This is a genomic window from Emticicia sp. 17c, assembly GCF_037153985.1.
Classification (GTDB): domain Bacteria; phylum Bacteroidota; class Bacteroidia; order Cytophagales; family Spirosomataceae; genus Emticicia.
In genome coordinates this window covers 74,200-91,780 of sequence record NZ_JBBAYI010000003.1, presented here as the reverse complement: position 1 = coordinate 91,780, position 17,581 = coordinate 74,200, and the positions used below count along the sequence as shown (strand labels likewise).

The window sequence follows — 17,581 nt, the reverse complement described above, 5'->3', positions numbered from 1 at the left end:
TTTTAGAATTTTACATTTAGATTAACTCCATAAGTGCGGGTTGTAGGCAGAGAAGTTTGTTCATAGCCAACTCTGAAGTCGCCCGATGAAGCAAATGACTCAGGGTCTAAATCATCAATATATTTTTTGATAATGAATACGTTGCGGCAAGAGGCCGAAACCGCCAGACCTTTTATGAATTTGACTTTGCTGCCAATAAACCTTGTGGCATCGTAGCTCAGGGTAATGTTTCTGAGTTTGATAAAGTCAGATTTGTATATAAAAGGGTCTGCAATCTGAGTATTTCTGTAATCAGTATAGAAGGTTTGTGGGTCAACAGCAGTCGTATTTTTTTCGCCATTTTCATATACAGCCGGAAATACTACGCCACCTTCTCTACCCACTAATGAGGCTTTTGTATGCCCTTGTCTTAGGCCATTAAGTGCAGTAGAAGATAAAACTTTACCTCCGGCTTTGTAATCAATATGTACTAAAAGGCTTAGGCTTTTATAAGTAAAAGTGTTGGTCCAACCCCCTGTGAATTTAGGGAGCGCACTGCCAAATAGCACATCGGGGCCATCATTCTGCACTAACCTACCACTAGAGTTTACTATGATTTCGCCTTTGCTGTTTCTTTTGTATGTTTTGGCAGCCAATTGGTTTAATGGTTGCCCTACTTCATATACCAGACTTCCGATAAACTCATTGCCACCGAATGAGGTTACAATAAGCCTGTTAGTATTAGGTGCCAGAGCTAGTACTTTTGTATTATTGATAGCGGTATTAAAGGAGCTTCTCCAAGTAAAGTTTGATGTCTGAACGGGGGTAACATCCAACATAAACTCCATGCCTCTGTTTTGCAACGAACCAAGGTTTAGAGGGGTGCCGTCGTACCCTGAGGTGTTAGATACAACAACGGTTAGTATCTGGTCTCTTGTTTGTTTGTCATAATAAGAGACATCAAGATTTACACGACCTTTAAACATCTTCAACTCCATTCCAATCTCTTTTTCTCTTACACTGAAAGGGCGCAGAAGAGGATTCGGGCTATTAGTATTATTAATAGTACCTAGAGGGTTACCATTGAAAGAATTTTGTAAAATTCCGTAAGTAAGTAATCCGCTAAAGGCATTAATACCATTGGCACTACCAACATCGGCATAAGAAGCCCGTAACTTACCGTAATTTAGCCACGGAATATCTCTGATGAGTTCTGAGAAAATGAAACTACCACTTACCGACGGGTAAAATGAGCTATTGTTTTGAGGGTTCAGTACCGAGAACCAGTCATTGCGGCCTGTTACATTCAGATAAATCATATCTTTATAACCCAGTTCGGCAAATCCATATAATGAATTTACTCTTTCGTTATACACACCATAAGTCTGAGCTTTGGTAATACCGTTTTCGATAGAGTAGAGGTCTCTTACAGTAAAATCAGTCACACTCTGGTCGAACGTACGGTTACGGTTTGTATAAATATTCCCACCCAGACTCAGGTCTGCTGAAAAATCGCCAAATTCTTTATTAGCTGCCAGCAAAAAGTCCATGTTCATTTGGCGGCCAGTACTTGTATTAACTCCGTAAGTACCATTGTATCCTGTTCCGGCCTGATTCAAGGGGGTAGAAGTTCCAACGCCTGTGGGTAGGTTTTGTTCAAGGAAAGAAACACCATAGTCCATATTTACACGGCCTTGCAAGTATAGCCATTTAAAGATGTCATACTTAACTGTTGCAGTACTCAGAAAACGGTCTCGTTTATTTTTTATAAACTGCCGTGGCATAATATAATAGGGGTTGATGAGGGTTGTCTGAAAACCTGAAGTTTGTCTTTCAGTACCATTATCGGCCACCGCTTTTTCTTTCAGCACATCAAGTCCTATTGAGTTAGATAACCTGTACAGAAAATTGGGCGAGCCAACGCCCTGAACACCTACTTGCGGAGGATTATTATTTATTTCGTTTGTATAATTGACATTGAATGTCATGGTTAGTTTTTTTCCGATGCTTTGATTAATACCCACATTGAAAATTTTCTTGTGATAATCGTTATTAGGCGAAATACCTAAAGCATCCTGATTAGAATACGAAGCTCTGAAACTACCTGTACCGTTGCCTCCCGAAAGCGCAATAGTATTAGTAAAGGCACTACCTGATCTGTAAAAGTTTTTTATCCGGTTTTTTTGTGGAAGGTAGGGCCTTGCCACGCCGTCGAACTGAATTGTGGGTTGCCCGTCGTATTTGGCACCCCAGCCAAACTGGCCTGTTGTAACGGCCTGCCCTTGCGTTGTTGGGCGAACACCGGCTTGGCCTTGTCCGTATTCATATTGGAAGTCGGTAAAGTCAAGCACTTCATCTGAAGCATAATTGGAAGAGTACTCCACACCAATACCTGAATTTTTATTGCCGCTTTTGGTAGTAATAATAATAGCACCATTGGCTGCTCTTGAACCATAGATGGCCGCTGCCGTAGCTCCTTTCAGTACTGTCATACTTTCGACATCGTCGGGGTTAAACTGCTGCATATTATCGCCAAAATCCATCATGGCAGTTGACGTGCCAAAGCCATTAGCCCCGCGTGCGCCTTGGTCCATCGGAAGCCCATTAATAACAATCAATGGTGAGTTATTGGCACCCGCAAAAGCCGACTGGCCCCTCAAACGAATTTTTGTACTTGAGCCAGCACCTGCCGAGGGCGGGGTAATATCTAAGCCAGCAATCTTGCCTTCAAGAGAGGTCATTACGTTGATGGTTCTGTTCTGTTGAATTTCACTTACTTTAACAGTCTCAGCTGCATAACCTAACTTTTTTGATTCCTTTTTTATACCCAATGCTGTTACTACTACTTCTTCTAATGCTTGGGTATCTTCCAGTAGTGTTACATCAATCGTTGAGCTATTACCAACCTTGATTTCTTGTGCTATATACCCAATGAAACTAAAAACCAGTGTCTCTCCCGCAGAGGCATCAATTTTATAATTTCCGTTTACATCAGTGGTAGTACCCCGTTGGGTTCCTTTCACTGTAATACCCACGCCGGGCATAGATTCTTTGTTGGTTCCGCCTATTACATGCCCGCTCACTGACCTGACTTGTGCCAGTATTGACAGCGGACTCAGAAATAGTAGTATGACTAGTAGTTTCTGCTTAAAAGAGGTGTTTTTTAATAGGTAATTCTGCATCATGATGTATAGAGTTTATTTGAATAATACAATTTTATGTAATTGAAATGCTAAAAATTTCTGCTGATAGAAGAAATAATATTACCGAAACTATACGCTGTATTTTGATTTCCAAATAAAAAGTGTCAACTTGACACCAACTATTAAACAAGAACTATCAGAAACGTTTGTGATAAGCGATTTTAGGCTGTTTTTAGTCGATAAATCTTTAAAAAAGAGACTTTTTCAAGAAAAATCATTCCTGAAAGGGTTTTTCTAACCAATTTGATTATTGACAGGTAATCTTTAAAAAGTACAATATTAGCTATGCAGAAATGTGTCAAGTGTAACTCGGTAGATGGGGTGATAAAGTCGGGTTTTTTAAGAGGTAAGCAACGATTTTATTGTAAGCTGTGCCATTTTAATTTTATTCTGGAAAACGACGATGCCAAACCCACTCAAAAGGCTACCCAAACTACTATTGTAGATTTGGCGAAACATCTCGGTATTGCTCCTTCTACTGTTTCAAGGGCATTAAATGGTAAATCAGATATAAGCCCTTTTACCAGAAAAGCAGTGGTACAGGCAGCTATTGATTTAGATTACAGACCTAATTTATTAGCTCAAAGCCTTAACAAAGGCAAGACCAATACCATAGGAGTGGTAATTCCGAATGTAGAATTGCCTTTTTTTGCCACCGCCTTAGCCAGAATGCAACAGATTGCAGTTGATACAGGGTATAGAATTATGGTTTGCCATTCGAGTGAGTCTCAGGCTATTGAAATTTTAAATACAGAAACACTCATTTCATGCCGTGTTGATGGCTTGTTAATTAGTCATTCAAAAGAGACAACCTCTTTCGACCATATCAGATATGTACTGGCTAAGGATGTACCGATAGTACACTTCGACAGAGTTTGCAATGAACTGGATACGCCAAAGGTAATACATGAAGATTTTAAAGGGAGTTTCGACTTGGTTGAACATTTGATTTTACAGGGTTGTCGGAAAATTGGTATCATGCTTGGGCCTGAAAAGTTTTATATTTCACAGATTCGGCTGGAAGGCTATAAGGCTGCATTGAACAAACATGGAATCAAGGTGAATGAGCAGTATATTGTTTACTCCGAAATGAACAAAAATGATGGTATTAGAGTATTTGAGTATTTTATTAATTTACCAGAACCACCAGATGGTGTTTTTGCTATGCTCTCACGTAATGCCATAGAAATGATGGTTGAAGCCAAGAAAAGACAAATTAAAATTCCTGATGAAATGGCTTTTGTTGGCTTCGGAGATGATACCCTCTGTGAGCTTTTTGAACCCTCCTTGACTGTGTTTCATCATTTTCCGACTAAAGTGGGCGAGGCTGCTATTAACCTTCTCATTGAAAATATTGACAAAAAAAATATGCTTCCATCTTGTACGAAATCTATTCCTGGAGAATTAATTGTCAGAAATTCATCACTCAGAGTACTTAAATAAACAAACTGGAAAACCGTTTATTGGGCAGTTTAAAACAATGTCTTGTTTAGCCCCTAATTTGTCGTTTTTAAACTCCTTTGTGCTGTCATATATGATGTAACTTTGTGCTGTTTCCAATGAAACACTAAAAAAGCAATATTCTATATTATCAATGAAGGTACCTGACCAAACACAAAAAGCTAAGGCTATCCCCACAATTGAATTTATTAGCCTAATGGCTTGTATTATGCTGCTAACAGCACTGGCCATTGATATTATGTTACCAGCCTTTACTGCCATCAGGCAACAATTTGGATTGGGTAAAGAATCGACAGAAACTGCCAGACTGGTAACTTTTTTCTTTCTTGGTCAGTTAGGGCAGCTTGCTTTTGGCCCTATGGCCGACCGATACGGCAGGCTGTTGGTTTTAAGGCTAGGCTTTTTGCTCTACATTAGTGCTTGTATTACTACCGTACTGGTTACCAATTTTTCGGCTTTACTGATAGCCCGTTTTGTTACGGGGCTAGGTTCATCAGCTATGTTTGTGAGTGCCATTGCCTGTGTACGAGACAGGTTCAAAGGAGATGCTATGGCTAAAACTATGTCGCTCATTATGACAATCTTTCTGATTGTGCCAGTAGTAGCCCCATTGTTAGGAGCTATGATTCTCAGATTTACGAGTTGGCAAATAGTTTTTCTGACACCACCGTCTTTCGCCCTGATTTTCTTTCTATGGTCATTAAGGCTACCCGAATCTATGCCTGACAATACCGATGTTGTATCGGGGGGAGCATCGCTTATAAAAGCTGTCAGAGAAGTATTCAGCAATAGTACATTTGTTCGTTATTCAGCCATGACCACCATTCTGTTTGGTGCTTTTAGTTCTTATGTTGGGAGTTCAGAGCGTATCATCGGAACAATTTACCAGCAGCCACAACTTTTCGTATTTATTTTTGGTGCTATTGGTGCTTCAATGGCTTTGTTTACTTTTCTGAATGCCAGAATTGTGGCGCGTTTGGGCGCACATCAAACACTGCGTATATTACTTGGCTGTTACTTTGCTATGGCAGGTTTGTTATTTATGATGGTATTTTTCTGGCAAGAAAAACCAAATATATTTGTCCTTTTTAGCTTGATAGGATTATTGCAGAGCATTAATCTGGCTATTGAGCCTAATAGCAGTGCATTAGCTCTTGAGTCAATGGGCGAGCGGGCAGGTACGGCAGCATCTATTTACGGAACGTCTTATCTGGTAGTTGGGGCCTCAGTAGGCTCTTTAATTGACAGCCTGTTGGTAGATTCGGTAAAGCCTTTGGCAATTGCTTATGTAGTAGGAGGGGGGCTGGCTTTTATGTTGGGTTTCTTAAGAAAAAAATAGTTTTATTAATAAATAAAAGCCTGATAGGCATCTGTTTGTATTAACCCAAAACAGATGCCTATCAGCTAATGATTATCTAATTTTTTTGGAATTCTTTAAAACTGGTTATCAGAACTCTTATTTTCCTGTCAGGCATTTCTGCTATTTCTAACAAGAAAGTAGTATTACCCTCTTTTCCTTCAAGGGTTATGGTTACATGAAGGTTTTGCCCACCATCTTCAAAAATTGCTTTAATAACTGTTTTTCCTTCCTTGTAAGCAGCAGGCCAATTGCAAGTAGTAGATTCTATTTTTCCTACCATGGTTCTATCTCCGCTACCGGGTGTAATAGTTACTTCCGACTTCTTTATTTCAATATTACTTTCTTCATCGACTGTTCTTTGGAGATTCCCTGAGCCATCAAGATACTCAGTTTTTGAAGATATAAGCGTCAGTTCTTTATCGCATTGTGCGTAAGAAAAGGTTACACCAAAAGTAAATAACGAAAGTAACATAAACTTTTTCATAATATTTTGTATAGTATAAAAGTAAAACATAAACAAATATATTTATATACAAGCTACTATGCAAAACAATGTAGCTTGTATAGTAGATAATTATGATAAGCGGTTATAAATATGGATAAGCGTAATAAATAAATGATAAGAAAAAGCATAAACCTAGGCATATAAGAGTAGCATCTTACTCTTATATGCCTAAATCATAAAAGTAGAAATATCAAACAAAAGCCTAGTTAAGCGGAGTATAAATATTAAAGGTAGCACCTTTGCCAGTTTCGCCATTAGCTATGATAAAGCCATTGTGGTTCTGAATAATTTTCTTGCAAATTGCCAAGCCGATGCCAGTACCAGAATATTCATTTTTGTTATGAAGCCGCTGAAAAAGCTCAAAGATTCTCTGGGCATATTGCTGCTCAAAACCTATACCGTTATCGCTGATACTCAACAAATGATAATTAGTACCTGTACTGCCGCCATGGTTGGCCAGTTGTTTTCCGCTAATAACACGCGAGGTGATTTTTATTTCTGGAGGAGTATCTTGCTTGCTGTATTTAATAGCATTACTGATGATGTTTTCGAGTAATTGCTGAAACTAGAATGGAATTACATTCAGTTCAGGGAGTTTTTGAGCAACAATACTAACCTGATTTTCTTCAATACTATCTTTCAGAATATTTTTGGTTTCTTCGAGTAAAAGATTCAGGTCAGTTTTTTCGAATACTTTATCAGCCGAAGTAGCCCGCGAAAAAGCAAGTAAATCGTTTAGAAGTTTTTGCATTTGCGAAGCCGAGCTAATAACCCGTGGTAAAAACTCTTTGGCTGTTGGAGATAAAACTTCAAAATCTTTCTCAAAAATCCGGTTACTGAATAGTTTAATTTTACGAAGTGGCTCTTGCAGGTCGTGGCTGGCAATATAATTAAATGAGGTTAGTTCCTCATTGCTTCGTTGTAACTCGAGGTTCTTTTGTGCCAATTGCTGATTTATATGGAATTGCTCAGTAACATCTTGGCAGGTTCCCAGTAATTTGTAAGGCTGATTTTGTTCGTTTACCAGTACTTCTCCCTTGCCCTGTAATACTCTTATTGTACCGTTGTCCCATACGATACGGATGGTATAATCTTCGGCTATATGTGTAACCAATGCTCGCTGAATTTCTTCCAGCCTTTTGTCACGGTCGTCAGGATGCACCAGCGATAAAAACCTATCAAAAACAATTTCTTCTGATTGAGGTTCTAGGCCATATATCCGATACATTTCATCGCTCCAGCTAATTTTATTGGTCATAATGTTCCAACTCCAGTTGCCTATATGTGTTAATGCTTGCGCTTGCTTATGCAATTCAATGGTATGTTCCAGTTGTTTAAGAATAGCATGGCGTTCGCTTACGTCCATTACAGTCCCTCGCATTTTAAGAGGCTTGTTATTCTGAAAAGTAACAACTCCTCTCGACCATACTACCTTTTCTTTACTTTTCTGAAACCTGTATTCGCATTCATATTTGCCGCTCCCCGTAATAGCCTTATTAATGGCTTCGGTTAACTTGCTTTGGTCGGCGGGGTGTACAAACTGTAAGAAAGAAATGAAGTCGGTACTTTGTTCCAGTTCAAAGATTTTTTTCAGTTGGTCCGAATAAACAGAGCCTCCGCCTTGTAAATCCCATTCAAAACTGCCCAAGCCGGCTATTTCCTGCGCTTCTGATAATTGCTGTTCTTTTAACTGAAGTTTTTGTGCGGCTTCTTTTTCCTGATCTATTTCAAAGGTGATACCTATAATTTGTGAAGGCAAACCCTGATGGTTTCTTTTAAAAACCGTTTCATAAACCCTGTGCCAATGGTAGGTGCCCTTTTTATCTTTTATCCGATACTCAATGGTACGTACTTCACCATCCTGCGCTGTTGAAAAACTATGCAAAAAATCTTGCCGCTGGGGCAGGTCATCAGGGTGTAATAATGTTTCTTTAGGTGATTCTTTAAGTTCGTCTCTGCTATACCCTAGCAGGGTTTCGTTTTTATCGTTAGAGTAAATCTCTTTGTTTTCAGCCAAATCGTATACATAAATAAAGCCGGGTAAGGTATTATTTATTTTTTCGATGAAGTATAAATGCTCATTTATTTTCTGTTGTTTAATATTAAACAAGGTTTTGTAGCATTTTTCTTCGAGGGTCAGAATAAACCTGTCAACCTCTTCCATTATGTTGGCATAAACCTCAAAATCAGTAGTATAATTGCCTAAAAGCTGGCGAAAGGTTCTTTTTCTGGCAAAATTTACCGTTGAAATATCCCGAGCTACTATGTCATCGTTCTGGATTTGTGGCAACTGGTTTTCTACCCATCTTTTCAACGATAAGTCGATGAATTCTTCTACACGGTTAGCAGCAAAAAAACTCAGAAATTCCTGTGTGCCTTGAACAGACATCTGCACCAACTCTTCGTCAGGAATATCTTTGAAGAACCTTAATAAAGGTACATCAATTTCTTTTGAAGTGCTTAGCATTAACCGGATGAAATCTTCTAGTTTATTATCAAGAAGATATTGCGCATAAGCAGGTAAATAGTTAAAATTTAACACATTAACTGTTACTTCCATATTTACAGAAGGTATATCGTTTGAGACAAACTTTATAAGATACTGAAAAGCCTTAGTACTTTAAAACAAATTTCTCTTTTTCGGGCTGAGGTTTATATTCCTCACATTTTAATGAAAAAACTTTTTTCAGAATAATTTTTAGCTTCAGGTATGAGTCAGGCTTGGATATGTACAGATTTGCACCTGCCTTAAAGGTGGAATTAATCTGGTCAATGTTTGAGCTTGTAGAATAAATAACTACTGGTATATTTTTATAACGCCAGTTGTTTTTTATTTCGGACAGGCACTCTTGTCCGTTTTTGAAGGGCATGTTCAGGTCAAGAAAGATAGCATCAGGTAAATTGTGGGCAAGCATACTCATTAGTTCAATTCCGTCTTTAGCAGTATTCAGTGTAACTGAACTAACTGTTTCAGACATGGCCTCTCTGAAAAAAATCTGGTCATCTTCGTCATCGTCGGCAAGAATAATATGATAATTTTGCTTCGTCATGTAGTTAGTTATATGCTTAAAAGTATCAGTGTAATAATTTTAATTTTCTTACTAGTATAATCTTAATTGTTAGTCAATCAGGAAAGTAAGTAAATTGCTTTTATGATGCTTTCAAAACCAGCAAAACACTGGCAAACGTTATTATTCTCTTTCAGTCATAGCTATGCTATGTAAAAGGATAGGTTAAAATTACGCACTTTTATTGAATTATCGTTCTTTTATTTTGTATTCTTACTATTCAAACCAAAATTTATCTATTTAACCATTATCTGATGAAAAAACTTATTATCAAAAAACACAGCAAAAAAGGAATATTACGCCTTGTTGCATTTTTTTTAGTGGTAGCTAATTGTGCGCTGGCACAAACAGGAGTAGGAGTAAAAGCACCCAAAGGTGCTGTGGTTTATATGGATGGTACCCGTAAAATGCTTGACGAAAAATGGACATACTGGGATGGTCCGCGTTTATCGGCTACTTTACCAATTAAATGGTTTATTGTTGATAACCCCGCGGGTAAAGGCACAGCCGTCAATACCAACGACCCCGCAGCAGCCGGCGGAAAATACGGTGCCGCTGATATTGTAACCAAAGATACTTTCCGTGATTTCAGGGCGCACGTTGAATTTTATATCAGTAAACCCGGTGGCAATAGCGGTGTGTATTTACAAAACCGCTATGAGATTCAGGTGCTTGATGGTGACTCAACTTCGCATGGCTTGGGGGCAGTTATTAATGAATCAAAATCGCCTTATTATGCTTATAACGGGGTAGGTAAATGGAATGCCTATGATATTGTTTTCAGAGCAGCCCGCTTTAAAGATGGTAAACTGGTTGAAAAACCTTTGGTAACCATGTATTTCAACGGGAAAAAGGTGCATGTTAATCAGGCTATAAGTCAGGTTTGGGGTGGGCCAAACTCTGGTATTGATGGCGGCAACGATGGTGGTAAAGGCATTACAGATACACCCGGTGGGCTAAAACTACAAGCTGAAGGGCATGATGTGCTATACCGCAATATCTGGATAAAACGCCTCGACCTCAAAGAAGCAAATACAGATTTTTAATTAAAAACATCCTGCATATCAGTTCAGCATAGACTTGTATGGCCGCTTTATTAGAAATAATAGAGCGGCTTTTTTATGATAAATTAACAAAAACGCTGTAATGAATCGTTGCGCAATTCGTCTTGCTTAAAAAACAGGTAATACATAAGCAGGTATACAAATAATTTTGATTTTTACTGTAACCTTTCTTTCATTGGCGAGTTTCAGTGCAAAATGTGAAGTGACCGGAAGCGTTTATCAGGAGAATTAAGTATCTACGAAATTTTTCGTAGATAAATTTGGAAGGTATAAAATATTGCAATATATTTGCTACGAAATATTTCGTAGATGGGGTTTGTTAAAAATATGAAGCTATAATTTAGATAAATGGCTTCATGTATAAGCACCACCAACCGAATGTTTCACGAGCCAATAAAAGCATCTGCTTCAATTGGTATTTATAAAATTATTGAAAAGCTATAAAAATTATTATGAAAAATCTATTACTTGTGTTGCTCTTTACGGGCATCTCGCAGTTTCTGTATGGGCAAACTTTTTCAGTAAAAGGTCAGATTAAAAACCCACAGAACGAAGTAGTTTCGTTTGCTACAATTGCCGTTCACTCAACAAAAGATTCTTCTTTAGCTAAGGCAGATATTGCCGATGAAAACGGAAGTTTTAAAATCAGTAATCTGATAAAAGGTAAGTATTTTATTAAAGTTACTGCCGTTGGATTTAGCCCTTTTCGGTCGCCTGATTTTGAATTGGTAGATAAAGATTTGGAATTTCAGCCCTTTATGGTATTGGCAGATACCAAACAACTGAGCGAAGTAAAAGTTGTAGCAGCCAAACCCTTGATTGAGGTTCAGAATGATAAAATTGTGTTTAACGTTGACGGCAGCATTAATTCAACGGGTTTAAATGGTCTTGAGTTATTACAAAAATCGCCAGGTGTGCAAGTCGATAAAGATGAAAACGTATTGGTAAAAGGCAAAGCCGGAGTACGTATTTTTATTGATGGCAGGCCGTCGCCCATGAGCGGAAAAGATTTGGCTTCGGTACTGAAAAGCATGAACTCGGCTGATATTGAGGCCATAGAAGTAATCACTAATCCGTCGGCTAAATACGATGCCGCGGGCGATTTAGGTATCATAAATATTCGTTTGAAAAAAAATAAAAAAATTGGTACCAACGGTAACATAAGTTTAGGCACAATGATAGGGATAACGCCTAAATACAACGGCTCGCTGAATTTGAATTACCGTGATAAAAAAGTGAATCTTTATGGTAATTATAGCTACGGACAGGGCGCATGGCATAACCGCACCTTCGACAATCAGTTATTGAATAATATTGCTTATAATAAAACTTGGCATGGCTTGTGGCGAGACACCTCACACAATGCCAAAATAGGAATGGATTATTTTATAAATGCAAAAAATACCTTTGGTATCAGTGCAAACGGAAGGCTAAGCAACCACAATGGTGGTGGCGAAAGCCAGACTTTAATAGGAAACCGATATAGTGCTAAGCCTGATTCTGCCATTTTGAATTCGCGTACTTCAAACCCCGAAAAGAACAATAACCTGAATTTGAATGTAAATTACCGCTATGCCGACACAACAGGGCATGAGTTAAATATAGATGCCGACTATGGTATTTTTACTTCACGAGGTATTAGTTATCAGCCCAATACGTATGAGTTTCCGGGGTCAGACAGACCCGCATTTAGCAGAAACTTTGTAAGCAAAACCCCTACGGATATTACAATTAAATCGTTTAAGATTGATTACGAGCAACCCTTTAAAAAGGGTAAGCTGGGGTATGGCATTAAATTGTCAGATGTGAAGTCGGATAATACTTTTGATTTTTTTAATGTGCTGAACGATGTTGAGATAAGAGACACAGACAAAAGTAATAACTTTGTTTATACCGAGCGCGTCTATGCGGCTTATCTGAATTATAATGTAGCCTTGAATAAAAAATGGGATTTACAATTGGGCTTGCGCGCCGAGCGTACCAAATCTTTGGGTAAGCTAACCAGTTATAAACAAAATGATTTAGATAAAGTAGATACAACTTACCTGAATCTTTTTCCGAGTGGAGCTATTTCTTATAAATTATCAGGGAATCATAATCTGAACCTGAATTATAGCCGTCGAATCAACCGACCAAGTTATCAGAACCTGAACCCGTTTGAATATCGTATCGATGAACTGGTATATTCAAAAGGAAATCCTTTTTTGCGTCCTGAATATGCCAATAATTTTAAACTGACCCACGTCTATAAAGGTAAACTTACAACTTCAGTAGGCTATTGGCGTACACGTTTTCCGGTGGTGGGTTTAAGAATGCCTTATGATGCAAGCCGCACTTATTTTATTGCCCAGAATCTTGACCATACTCAAGGCTTTAGTCTGGACATAAGCTTGTCGACAGACATAACCAAATGGTGGAATATTTATGTAAACGTAAGTGGCTACCACAATGTATGGCGCGGAGATGTAACCAATGGTGTTAAAATTAATAACAGAACAACAGCTGCCAACATGAATGCACAGAGTACGTTTAAAATAAAAAATAACTGGACTATCGAGCTATCAGGTTGGTATAATTCGCCATATCGCCGCATTGATTATAACTCTGCTATGGGTTTAATGGATTTGGGCGTTCAGAAAAGATTTATGAAAGATAACGCTACCTTGAAATTTACTTTCAGCGATGTATTAAATACAGGTAGGGGAGGGTATCACTCTGAATATGCCGGAGTAGCCACCGACCTACGTTTCAAGTGGGAAGCACGTATGTTGAGGGTTAACTTCAATTATCGGTTCGGTAGTAGCGAAATCAAAGGTGCCAGAAATCGTCGTAGTGGTTCTGAAGATGAACTTAACCGTATTAAAGGAGGCTGATATTACACCTTATTGATGAATGTCATTGAATTTTAGCATCTACCCCGCCGCATCGTATACCGACAGCGGCGGGGTAGATTTTATACCTTACTTTTTGGTATACACAAATTTGTCTTTTATGGCAATAACTTCTGCTATTTTGGCAATAACAAGAGTCGGTATCTCTATTTTATGGTCTTTTAGTGCTACATCAAAGTTTGAAACCAACGTTATTTCATTATTATTAACAGTTAGCTTGCCTTTCAAAACTCTTTCTTTAGTTACACCATGCATGGTTAATTGCCCTTTGGCAGAGATGTCGTAAGTGCCATTTTTAGATATATCAATAGGTTCTTGAATTTTGCCCACAAAAGAAGCCGTCGGATATTTCTCCGACTCCATATAATTTTCATTAAAATGCTCTTCCATGAGGTGATTCTGAAACTTAAAATCAGTCATTGTCATTTTTACCGCAATTTCACCTTTCGAGAAATCAATCAGCGAAACCACACTTTTATTCAGGGCTGCAATGTTTTCCACGGGTGTTTCAGAGAAGAAACTGGTTTCGCCTTTGCGGCAAATCCATTGGTTTTGTGCAAAAACGTTGGCAGTAAACAAGCCAAGTAATATAATTAAAAGTCCTTTTTTCATAGTTTTCTCTTTTTATCAAAACTGAATGTTCTTGAAATATTGAAGCCGTAATGTATATCGCCTTTAAGCCATTGGCCTTCTGTTTGTGTAATAAACTGGCGTTCTATCATGCCCAGCGAATTAGTGAAGTGCAATTGGAAAACGTGTCCGCCGGTTTCAATATCAAACCCAAGTGAAAGGGAATTGTAGTAAGGCGAGTTCTGGATATTTCCTGTTGGCAAATTGAGTGGCACCCGATAGAAATACTCAGCGTTGAACGAAGTACGTTTGCTGATTTTTATTCGGCCTCCTATACCAATAGCCACTACATCGTTGGGAACACTGCTGGCTTCGACCCTGTTACTGTGTATATAAGTAGGGCTAATCTGGAGCGATAGCCGCTCATTAAACTTACGGGCTATCAGTAATTGTCCTACGTAAGTGAATCTTTCTACGTTACTATAAAATGTAAGCTGAGGGCTGCTGCTCAGCGTAATGGCATCGGCTGCTGCAAGTGCAGTAATACTTACAGGCATACCACCCGGCCCTGACGATTGCCTTAGGAGCTTATATTTGGCAAAATAATCGAACGTTTTTTGGCTGGTACTGCGCCCTACACCAATCATCAATTTATCGGTAATTCCATATTCTAGGCCCATACGCATGGTAGCAGCATCAAGCCCGAAAAAATTATAAGCCCCTTCGTTCAGCATACCGAAACGGTGCGATATCCTGAAATCAAGGTGGTTTTTGGCAATAGTTTCAACAGAATGCCCATTAATAATTCGGGTCGACTTAAAGGTTGCCGTCGAATATGTTTTTTTAGGCTTTACAGTCTTATCTAGTTCATCTAATAGGCTTTGTGCAACAGCAGTTAACTGTATGCTTACCAAAAAAGCGAAACAAATGATTTTTTTCATAAACAGAATTTTTAAGCATTAATAGTAAGGATATTACCTGAAACCGAGGTTTTATAAACAGTTAACCCATTTCGTCCATCACTATTAAGCCCTTTTCCGGTCACATCATATCTGGCTCCGTGTGCCGTGCAATACCATTCACCGTTCTGAAAAGTAATCTGTTGCCGCCCTTCATGGCTGCACGTAATGGTAGCAGCAATATAATTGCCATTGTAACGTGCCACTACGATACCGCTTTTAATCACATAGCCCCCTTCTTTTTTAAGATTACTGTAAGCTGCATCGGTTAAGTCAAGCGTAAGCCCACTTGAAGGGATAGGTGTAACTCCTCCGGCTTCATTTTTGCAACTTTCTGTCGTGTAAAGAGCAAAAAGAGCAGCCCCCGTAAAACCCAGCGATTTTAAAAATTCATTGCGGTTAATTTTTTCTTGCAATTTCATACGAATAATGTTTAAGTGTTTAATTTTACTTACGCAGCAATTTTTACTTTGCTTCCTGTGATTGAGATTAAATTTTTTTAATCCCGATTCATAAGTCGAGGAAGCATTTTAAATACTAACTTCGTAAGTATATATGAACATCTTTTGTAATAAAGCTAACCTATTAGGAAGTGTTTTTTAAAAGAAGAAATAACCAGTTTGATTTACGCAAAACCATTGAAGGGTGTTCATCCAGAAAACCTTTGGCACAAAAAGAATTATTCGATAATTATGCTAATTATGCCAAAAATATATGCCTGAGATACGCTGCAAATGAGGAAGAGGCCGAAGAAATGGTTAGCGACGGATTTATCAAAGTATTTAATAGTATTGAGCGTTATGACCCCAAGCAAGCATTTGATGCGTGGTTCAGGACGCTTATGGTTAATGCTGCCATTGACTATTTCCGAAAACATCATGCGCGTATTGAGTTTACAGAGCTTGACTACGCCCATGAGGTAGAAAATGATGAGCAACATCTGGAACTACTGACAGTAGAAGAAATTATGGAGTTTGTACAAAAACTTACTCCTGTTTACCGAACTGTTTTTTCGTTGTCGGTGGTTGATGGCTACTCCCATGCCGAAATTGCGTCGTTATTGGGAGTAACTGAAAGCGCTGTGCGGGCAAATCTGGCAAAAGCCCGTGCTAAATTGCAGGAATGGATTACCGCCTATTTGTCGAGACAATCAAAAATTTAAAGCTTTATGGCAAACGAGCTATTTGATAAAAAAATTAAAGAAAAACTGGAGGCTGTTCAGCGGCCTGTCAGTCCGAATGTTTGGGATAACATTCAGAATAAAATACATACACCGTGGTATTTCGATTTCTGGCGTAAGTATGGTTTGCCATTGTATTCAACAATAGCAACGATACTACTATTGGTAAATCTTAAAGATAAATATAATTACGAAAAACAATTCCAGTTATTGAATGAGAAGATTTCTACGGTTCAGCAGATAAAATCAGAAACAGAAGTACAAACCATTGTGCATAAAGATACTATCTATATCAACAAAACTATATATGTAGTACAACGTGCCGATGATAAAACCATAGTAACGCCACCAGTAAAACGGTCTGATACAGCCATACCGCCTGTAATAACAAATACAAATAAGGCAACTGAAAAGGGGCTGCCACCTGAAGAAACGAAAAATCAGGGAATTGTTGCATCTGAAACACCAGATAAAGAAATTACAAATAAAGAAGAAACAAAAACAGACAGTACCTTTACTACTACTGGCAAAGATAGCGCGGCAAAAATAACAGACTTGAAAATTCCGTCGAAACAAAACACCGACACCCCGCCAAAGAAAAGTTTCCGATGGCCCCGTATTGATACCCGATTAGGCTTAACTACGGGATATAGTTTTAATCGTACAATTGATTTAGGCCCAACTTTTGAACTATTTCTAGGTAAAAGTCTAAGCCTTTCTACTGGTATCTCCATTTACACACATCCTGAGTCAGAATACTATGGGCCAAAGGCTTTTAATATGCAAACCCGTCAGAATTTCACAGACTTGTATAAGCCCCATTTACCGTCCAGATATGACGAAATCGAAGATATTCACATTAAAGCCTCTTTGTTAACTATTCCTTTAAATATTAACTACTACTTGCCTTTAAGCAGGCAATTTGACATGAAGTTTTCGTTAGGTACTAATATCGACCTACGCTTGTATCAGAATGTGAAATTTGAAAGCCACTTTAACGGTGACGAAACCTATTCGGCTTTTGATACAGAAGAAAAGAAAGGCTTGTGGCATAATATGTCGTTAGGAGCAGGCTTGCAATACCAATACAAAAGATATGTATTTCAGTTAATGCCTAGTTATATTTATCATTATCGGGAAACTGATTTCTTAAGCCCGAAAAGCAATTTCAGGTTAAGTGGGTCTGTACTGATAAACCTGAAACGAGATAAATAACGCTCTTTAGTGTTTCTGTGGTGGTCATCGATTATTTGATTGATGACCATTTTTTTTGTAAAAATCGCCCTCAATACGCTATTTTCTGGTTTTGGTTTTAGTATATCTTTGTTGTTTTATCTCATC

General features: G+C 38.3%; 13 protein-coding genes and 1 pseudogene. 6 read left to right on the top strand and 8 right to left on the bottom strand.

Annotated features, from left to right (window positions below; translation table 11 throughout):
• Positions 1-2: 2 nt before the first annotated feature.
• On the bottom strand, positions 3-3,164 hold the full coding sequence (locus WAA15_RS08240) for a SusC/RagA family TonB-linked outer membrane protein (RefSeq protein ID WP_337042248.1): 3,162 nt from the start codon (positions 3,162-3,164) through the stop codon (positions 3-5).
• 303 nt (positions 3,165-3,467) lie between these two features.
• Between WAA15_RS08240 and WAA15_RS08235 the strand changes: the two genes are divergently transcribed.
• The gene (locus WAA15_RS08235) at positions 3,468-4,625 is read left to right on the top strand and encodes a LacI family DNA-binding transcriptional regulator (RefSeq protein WP_337042247.1); all 1,158 of its coding nucleotides are present in this window, start codon (positions 3,468-3,470) and stop codon (positions 4,623-4,625) included.
• A 151-nt stretch (positions 4,626-4,776) separates the two neighbouring features.
• Positions 4,777-5,982: an MFS transporter gene (locus tag WAA15_RS08230; RefSeq protein WP_337042246.1), complete on the top strand. Its 1,206-nt coding sequence runs from the start codon at positions 4,777-4,779 to the stop codon at positions 5,980-5,982.
• Between the two features lie 76 nt (positions 5,983-6,058).
• Here the strand turns inward: WAA15_RS08230 and WAA15_RS08225 are convergent, their stop codons facing one another.
• The 4 genes and pseudogenes from WAA15_RS08225 to WAA15_RS08210 form a co-directional block, all read right to left on the bottom strand.
• Positions 6,059-6,487, bottom strand: a complete 429-nt coding sequence (locus WAA15_RS08225) for a hypothetical protein (protein ID WP_337042245.1) — start codon at positions 6,485-6,487, stop codon at positions 6,059-6,061.
• A gap of 223 nt (positions 6,488-6,710) precedes the next feature.
• Positions 6,711-7,058: pseudogene (locus tag WAA15_RS08220) on the bottom strand (sensor histidine kinase); the annotation flags it as partial.
• Between the two features lie 15 nt (positions 7,059-7,073).
• Positions 7,074-9,068 carry a PAS domain-containing sensor histidine kinase gene (locus WAA15_RS08215; protein WP_337042244.1) on the bottom strand — a complete coding sequence of 665 codons (1,995 nt, stop codon included), beginning with the start codon at positions 9,066-9,068 and terminating at the stop codon, positions 7,074-7,076.
• Between the two features lie 52 nt (positions 9,069-9,120).
• Entirely contained in the window at positions 9,121-9,558 is a 438-nt protein-coding gene (locus tag WAA15_RS08210; RefSeq protein WP_337042243.1) for a response regulator, read from the bottom strand.
• 272 nt (positions 9,559-9,830) lie between these two features.
• On the opposite strand from WAA15_RS08210, the gene WAA15_RS08205 reads away from it, so the two are divergent.
• Together WAA15_RS08205 and WAA15_RS08200 are read left to right on the top strand one after the other, a co-directional pair.
• Complete coding sequence (locus tag WAA15_RS08205) at positions 9,831-10,622, top strand: 3-keto-disaccharide hydrolase (RefSeq protein WP_337042242.1); 792 nt, start codon at positions 9,831-9,833, stop codon at positions 10,620-10,622.
• A 470-nt stretch (positions 10,623-11,092) separates the two neighbouring features.
• Positions 11,093-13,513 (top strand): TonB-dependent receptor domain-containing protein, encoded by a 2,421-nt coding sequence (locus WAA15_RS08200; protein WP_337042241.1) that lies wholly within the window; start codon positions 11,093-11,095, stop codon positions 13,511-13,513.
• An 87-nt stretch (positions 13,514-13,600) separates the two neighbouring features.
• Here WAA15_RS08200 and WAA15_RS08195 read toward each other — a convergent pair whose 3' ends face one another.
• The 3 genes from WAA15_RS08195 to WAA15_RS08185 are packed head-to-tail and all read right to left on the bottom strand — an operon-like array spanning position 13,601 to position 15,482.
• On the bottom strand, positions 13,601-14,143 hold the full coding sequence (locus WAA15_RS08195; RefSeq protein WP_337042240.1) for a YceI family protein: 543 nt from the start codon (positions 14,141-14,143) through the stop codon (positions 13,601-13,603).
• Positions 14,140-15,042 (bottom strand): DUF5777 family beta-barrel protein, encoded by a 903-nt coding sequence (locus WAA15_RS08190; protein ID WP_337042239.1) that lies wholly within the window; start codon positions 15,040-15,042, stop codon positions 14,140-14,142. Before WAA15_RS08190 ends, WAA15_RS08195 begins: the two co-directional genes overlap by 4 nt.
• A gap of 11 nt (positions 15,043-15,053) precedes the next feature.
• Positions 15,054-15,482: a Rieske (2Fe-2S) protein gene (locus WAA15_RS08185; RefSeq protein ID WP_337042238.1), complete on the bottom strand. Its 429-nt coding sequence runs from the start codon at positions 15,480-15,482 to the stop codon at positions 15,054-15,056.
• Between the two features lie 170 nt (positions 15,483-15,652).
• Between WAA15_RS08185 and WAA15_RS08180 the strand changes: the two genes are divergently transcribed.
• Both WAA15_RS08180 and WAA15_RS08175 read left to right on the top strand, forming a co-directional pair.
• The gene (locus WAA15_RS08180; RefSeq protein ID WP_337042237.1) at positions 15,653-16,222 is read left to right on the top strand and encodes an RNA polymerase sigma factor; all 570 of its coding nucleotides are present in this window, start codon (positions 15,653-15,655) and stop codon (positions 16,220-16,222) included.
• A 6-nt stretch (positions 16,223-16,228) separates the two neighbouring features.
• Complete coding sequence (locus WAA15_RS08175) at positions 16,229-17,455, top strand: hypothetical protein (RefSeq protein ID WP_337042236.1); 1,227 nt, start codon at positions 16,229-16,231, stop codon at positions 17,453-17,455.
• Positions 17,456-17,581: the final 126 nt, after the last annotated feature.

What these genes read in the sequence shown, in the direction of transcription:
- WAA15_RS08235 (WP_337042247.1), top strand. Translation starts at nt 3,468, where the DNA reads ATGCAGAAATGTGTCAAGTGTAACTCGGTAGATGGGGTGATAAAGTCG.
- WAA15_RS08230 (WP_337042246.1), top strand. Translation starts at nt 4,777, where the DNA reads ATGAAGGTACCTGACCAAACACAAAAAGCTAAGGCTATCCCCACAATT.
- WAA15_RS08205 (WP_337042242.1), top strand. Translation starts at nt 9,831, where the DNA reads ATGAAAAAACTTATTATCAAAAAACACAGCAAAAAAGGAATATTACGC.
- WAA15_RS08175 (WP_337042236.1), top strand. Translation starts at nt 16,229, where the DNA reads ATGGCAAACGAGCTATTTGATAAAAAAATTAAAGAAAAACTGGAGGCT.
- WAA15_RS08195 (WP_337042240.1), bottom strand. Translation starts at nt 14,143, where the DNA reads ATGAAAAAAGGACTTTTAATTATATTACTTGGCTTGTTTACTGCCAAC.
- WAA15_RS08210 (WP_337042243.1), bottom strand. Translation starts at nt 9,558, where the DNA reads ATGACGAAGCAAAATTATCATATTATTCTTGCCGACGATGACGAAGAT.
- WAA15_RS08185 (WP_337042238.1), bottom strand. Translation starts at nt 15,482, where the DNA reads ATGAAATTGCAAGAAAAAATTAACCGCAATGAATTTTTAAAATCGCTG.
- WAA15_RS08240 (WP_337042248.1), bottom strand. Translation starts at nt 3,164, where the DNA reads ATGATGCAGAATTACCTATTAAAAAACACCTCTTTTAAGCAGAAACTA.
- WAA15_RS08200 (WP_337042241.1), top strand. Translation starts at nt 11,093, where the DNA reads ATGAAAAATCTATTACTTGTGTTGCTCTTTACGGGCATCTCGCAGTTT.
- WAA15_RS08190 (WP_337042239.1), bottom strand. Translation starts at nt 15,042, where the DNA reads ATGAAAAAAATCATTTGTTTCGCTTTTTTGGTAAGCATACAGTTAACT.
- WAA15_RS08225 (WP_337042245.1), bottom strand. Translation starts at nt 6,487, where the DNA reads ATGAAAAAGTTTATGTTACTTTCGTTATTTACTTTTGGTGTAACCTTT.
- WAA15_RS08215 (WP_337042244.1), bottom strand. Translation starts at nt 9,068, where the DNA reads ATGGAAGTAACAGTTAATGTGTTAAATTTTAACTATTTACCTGCTTAT.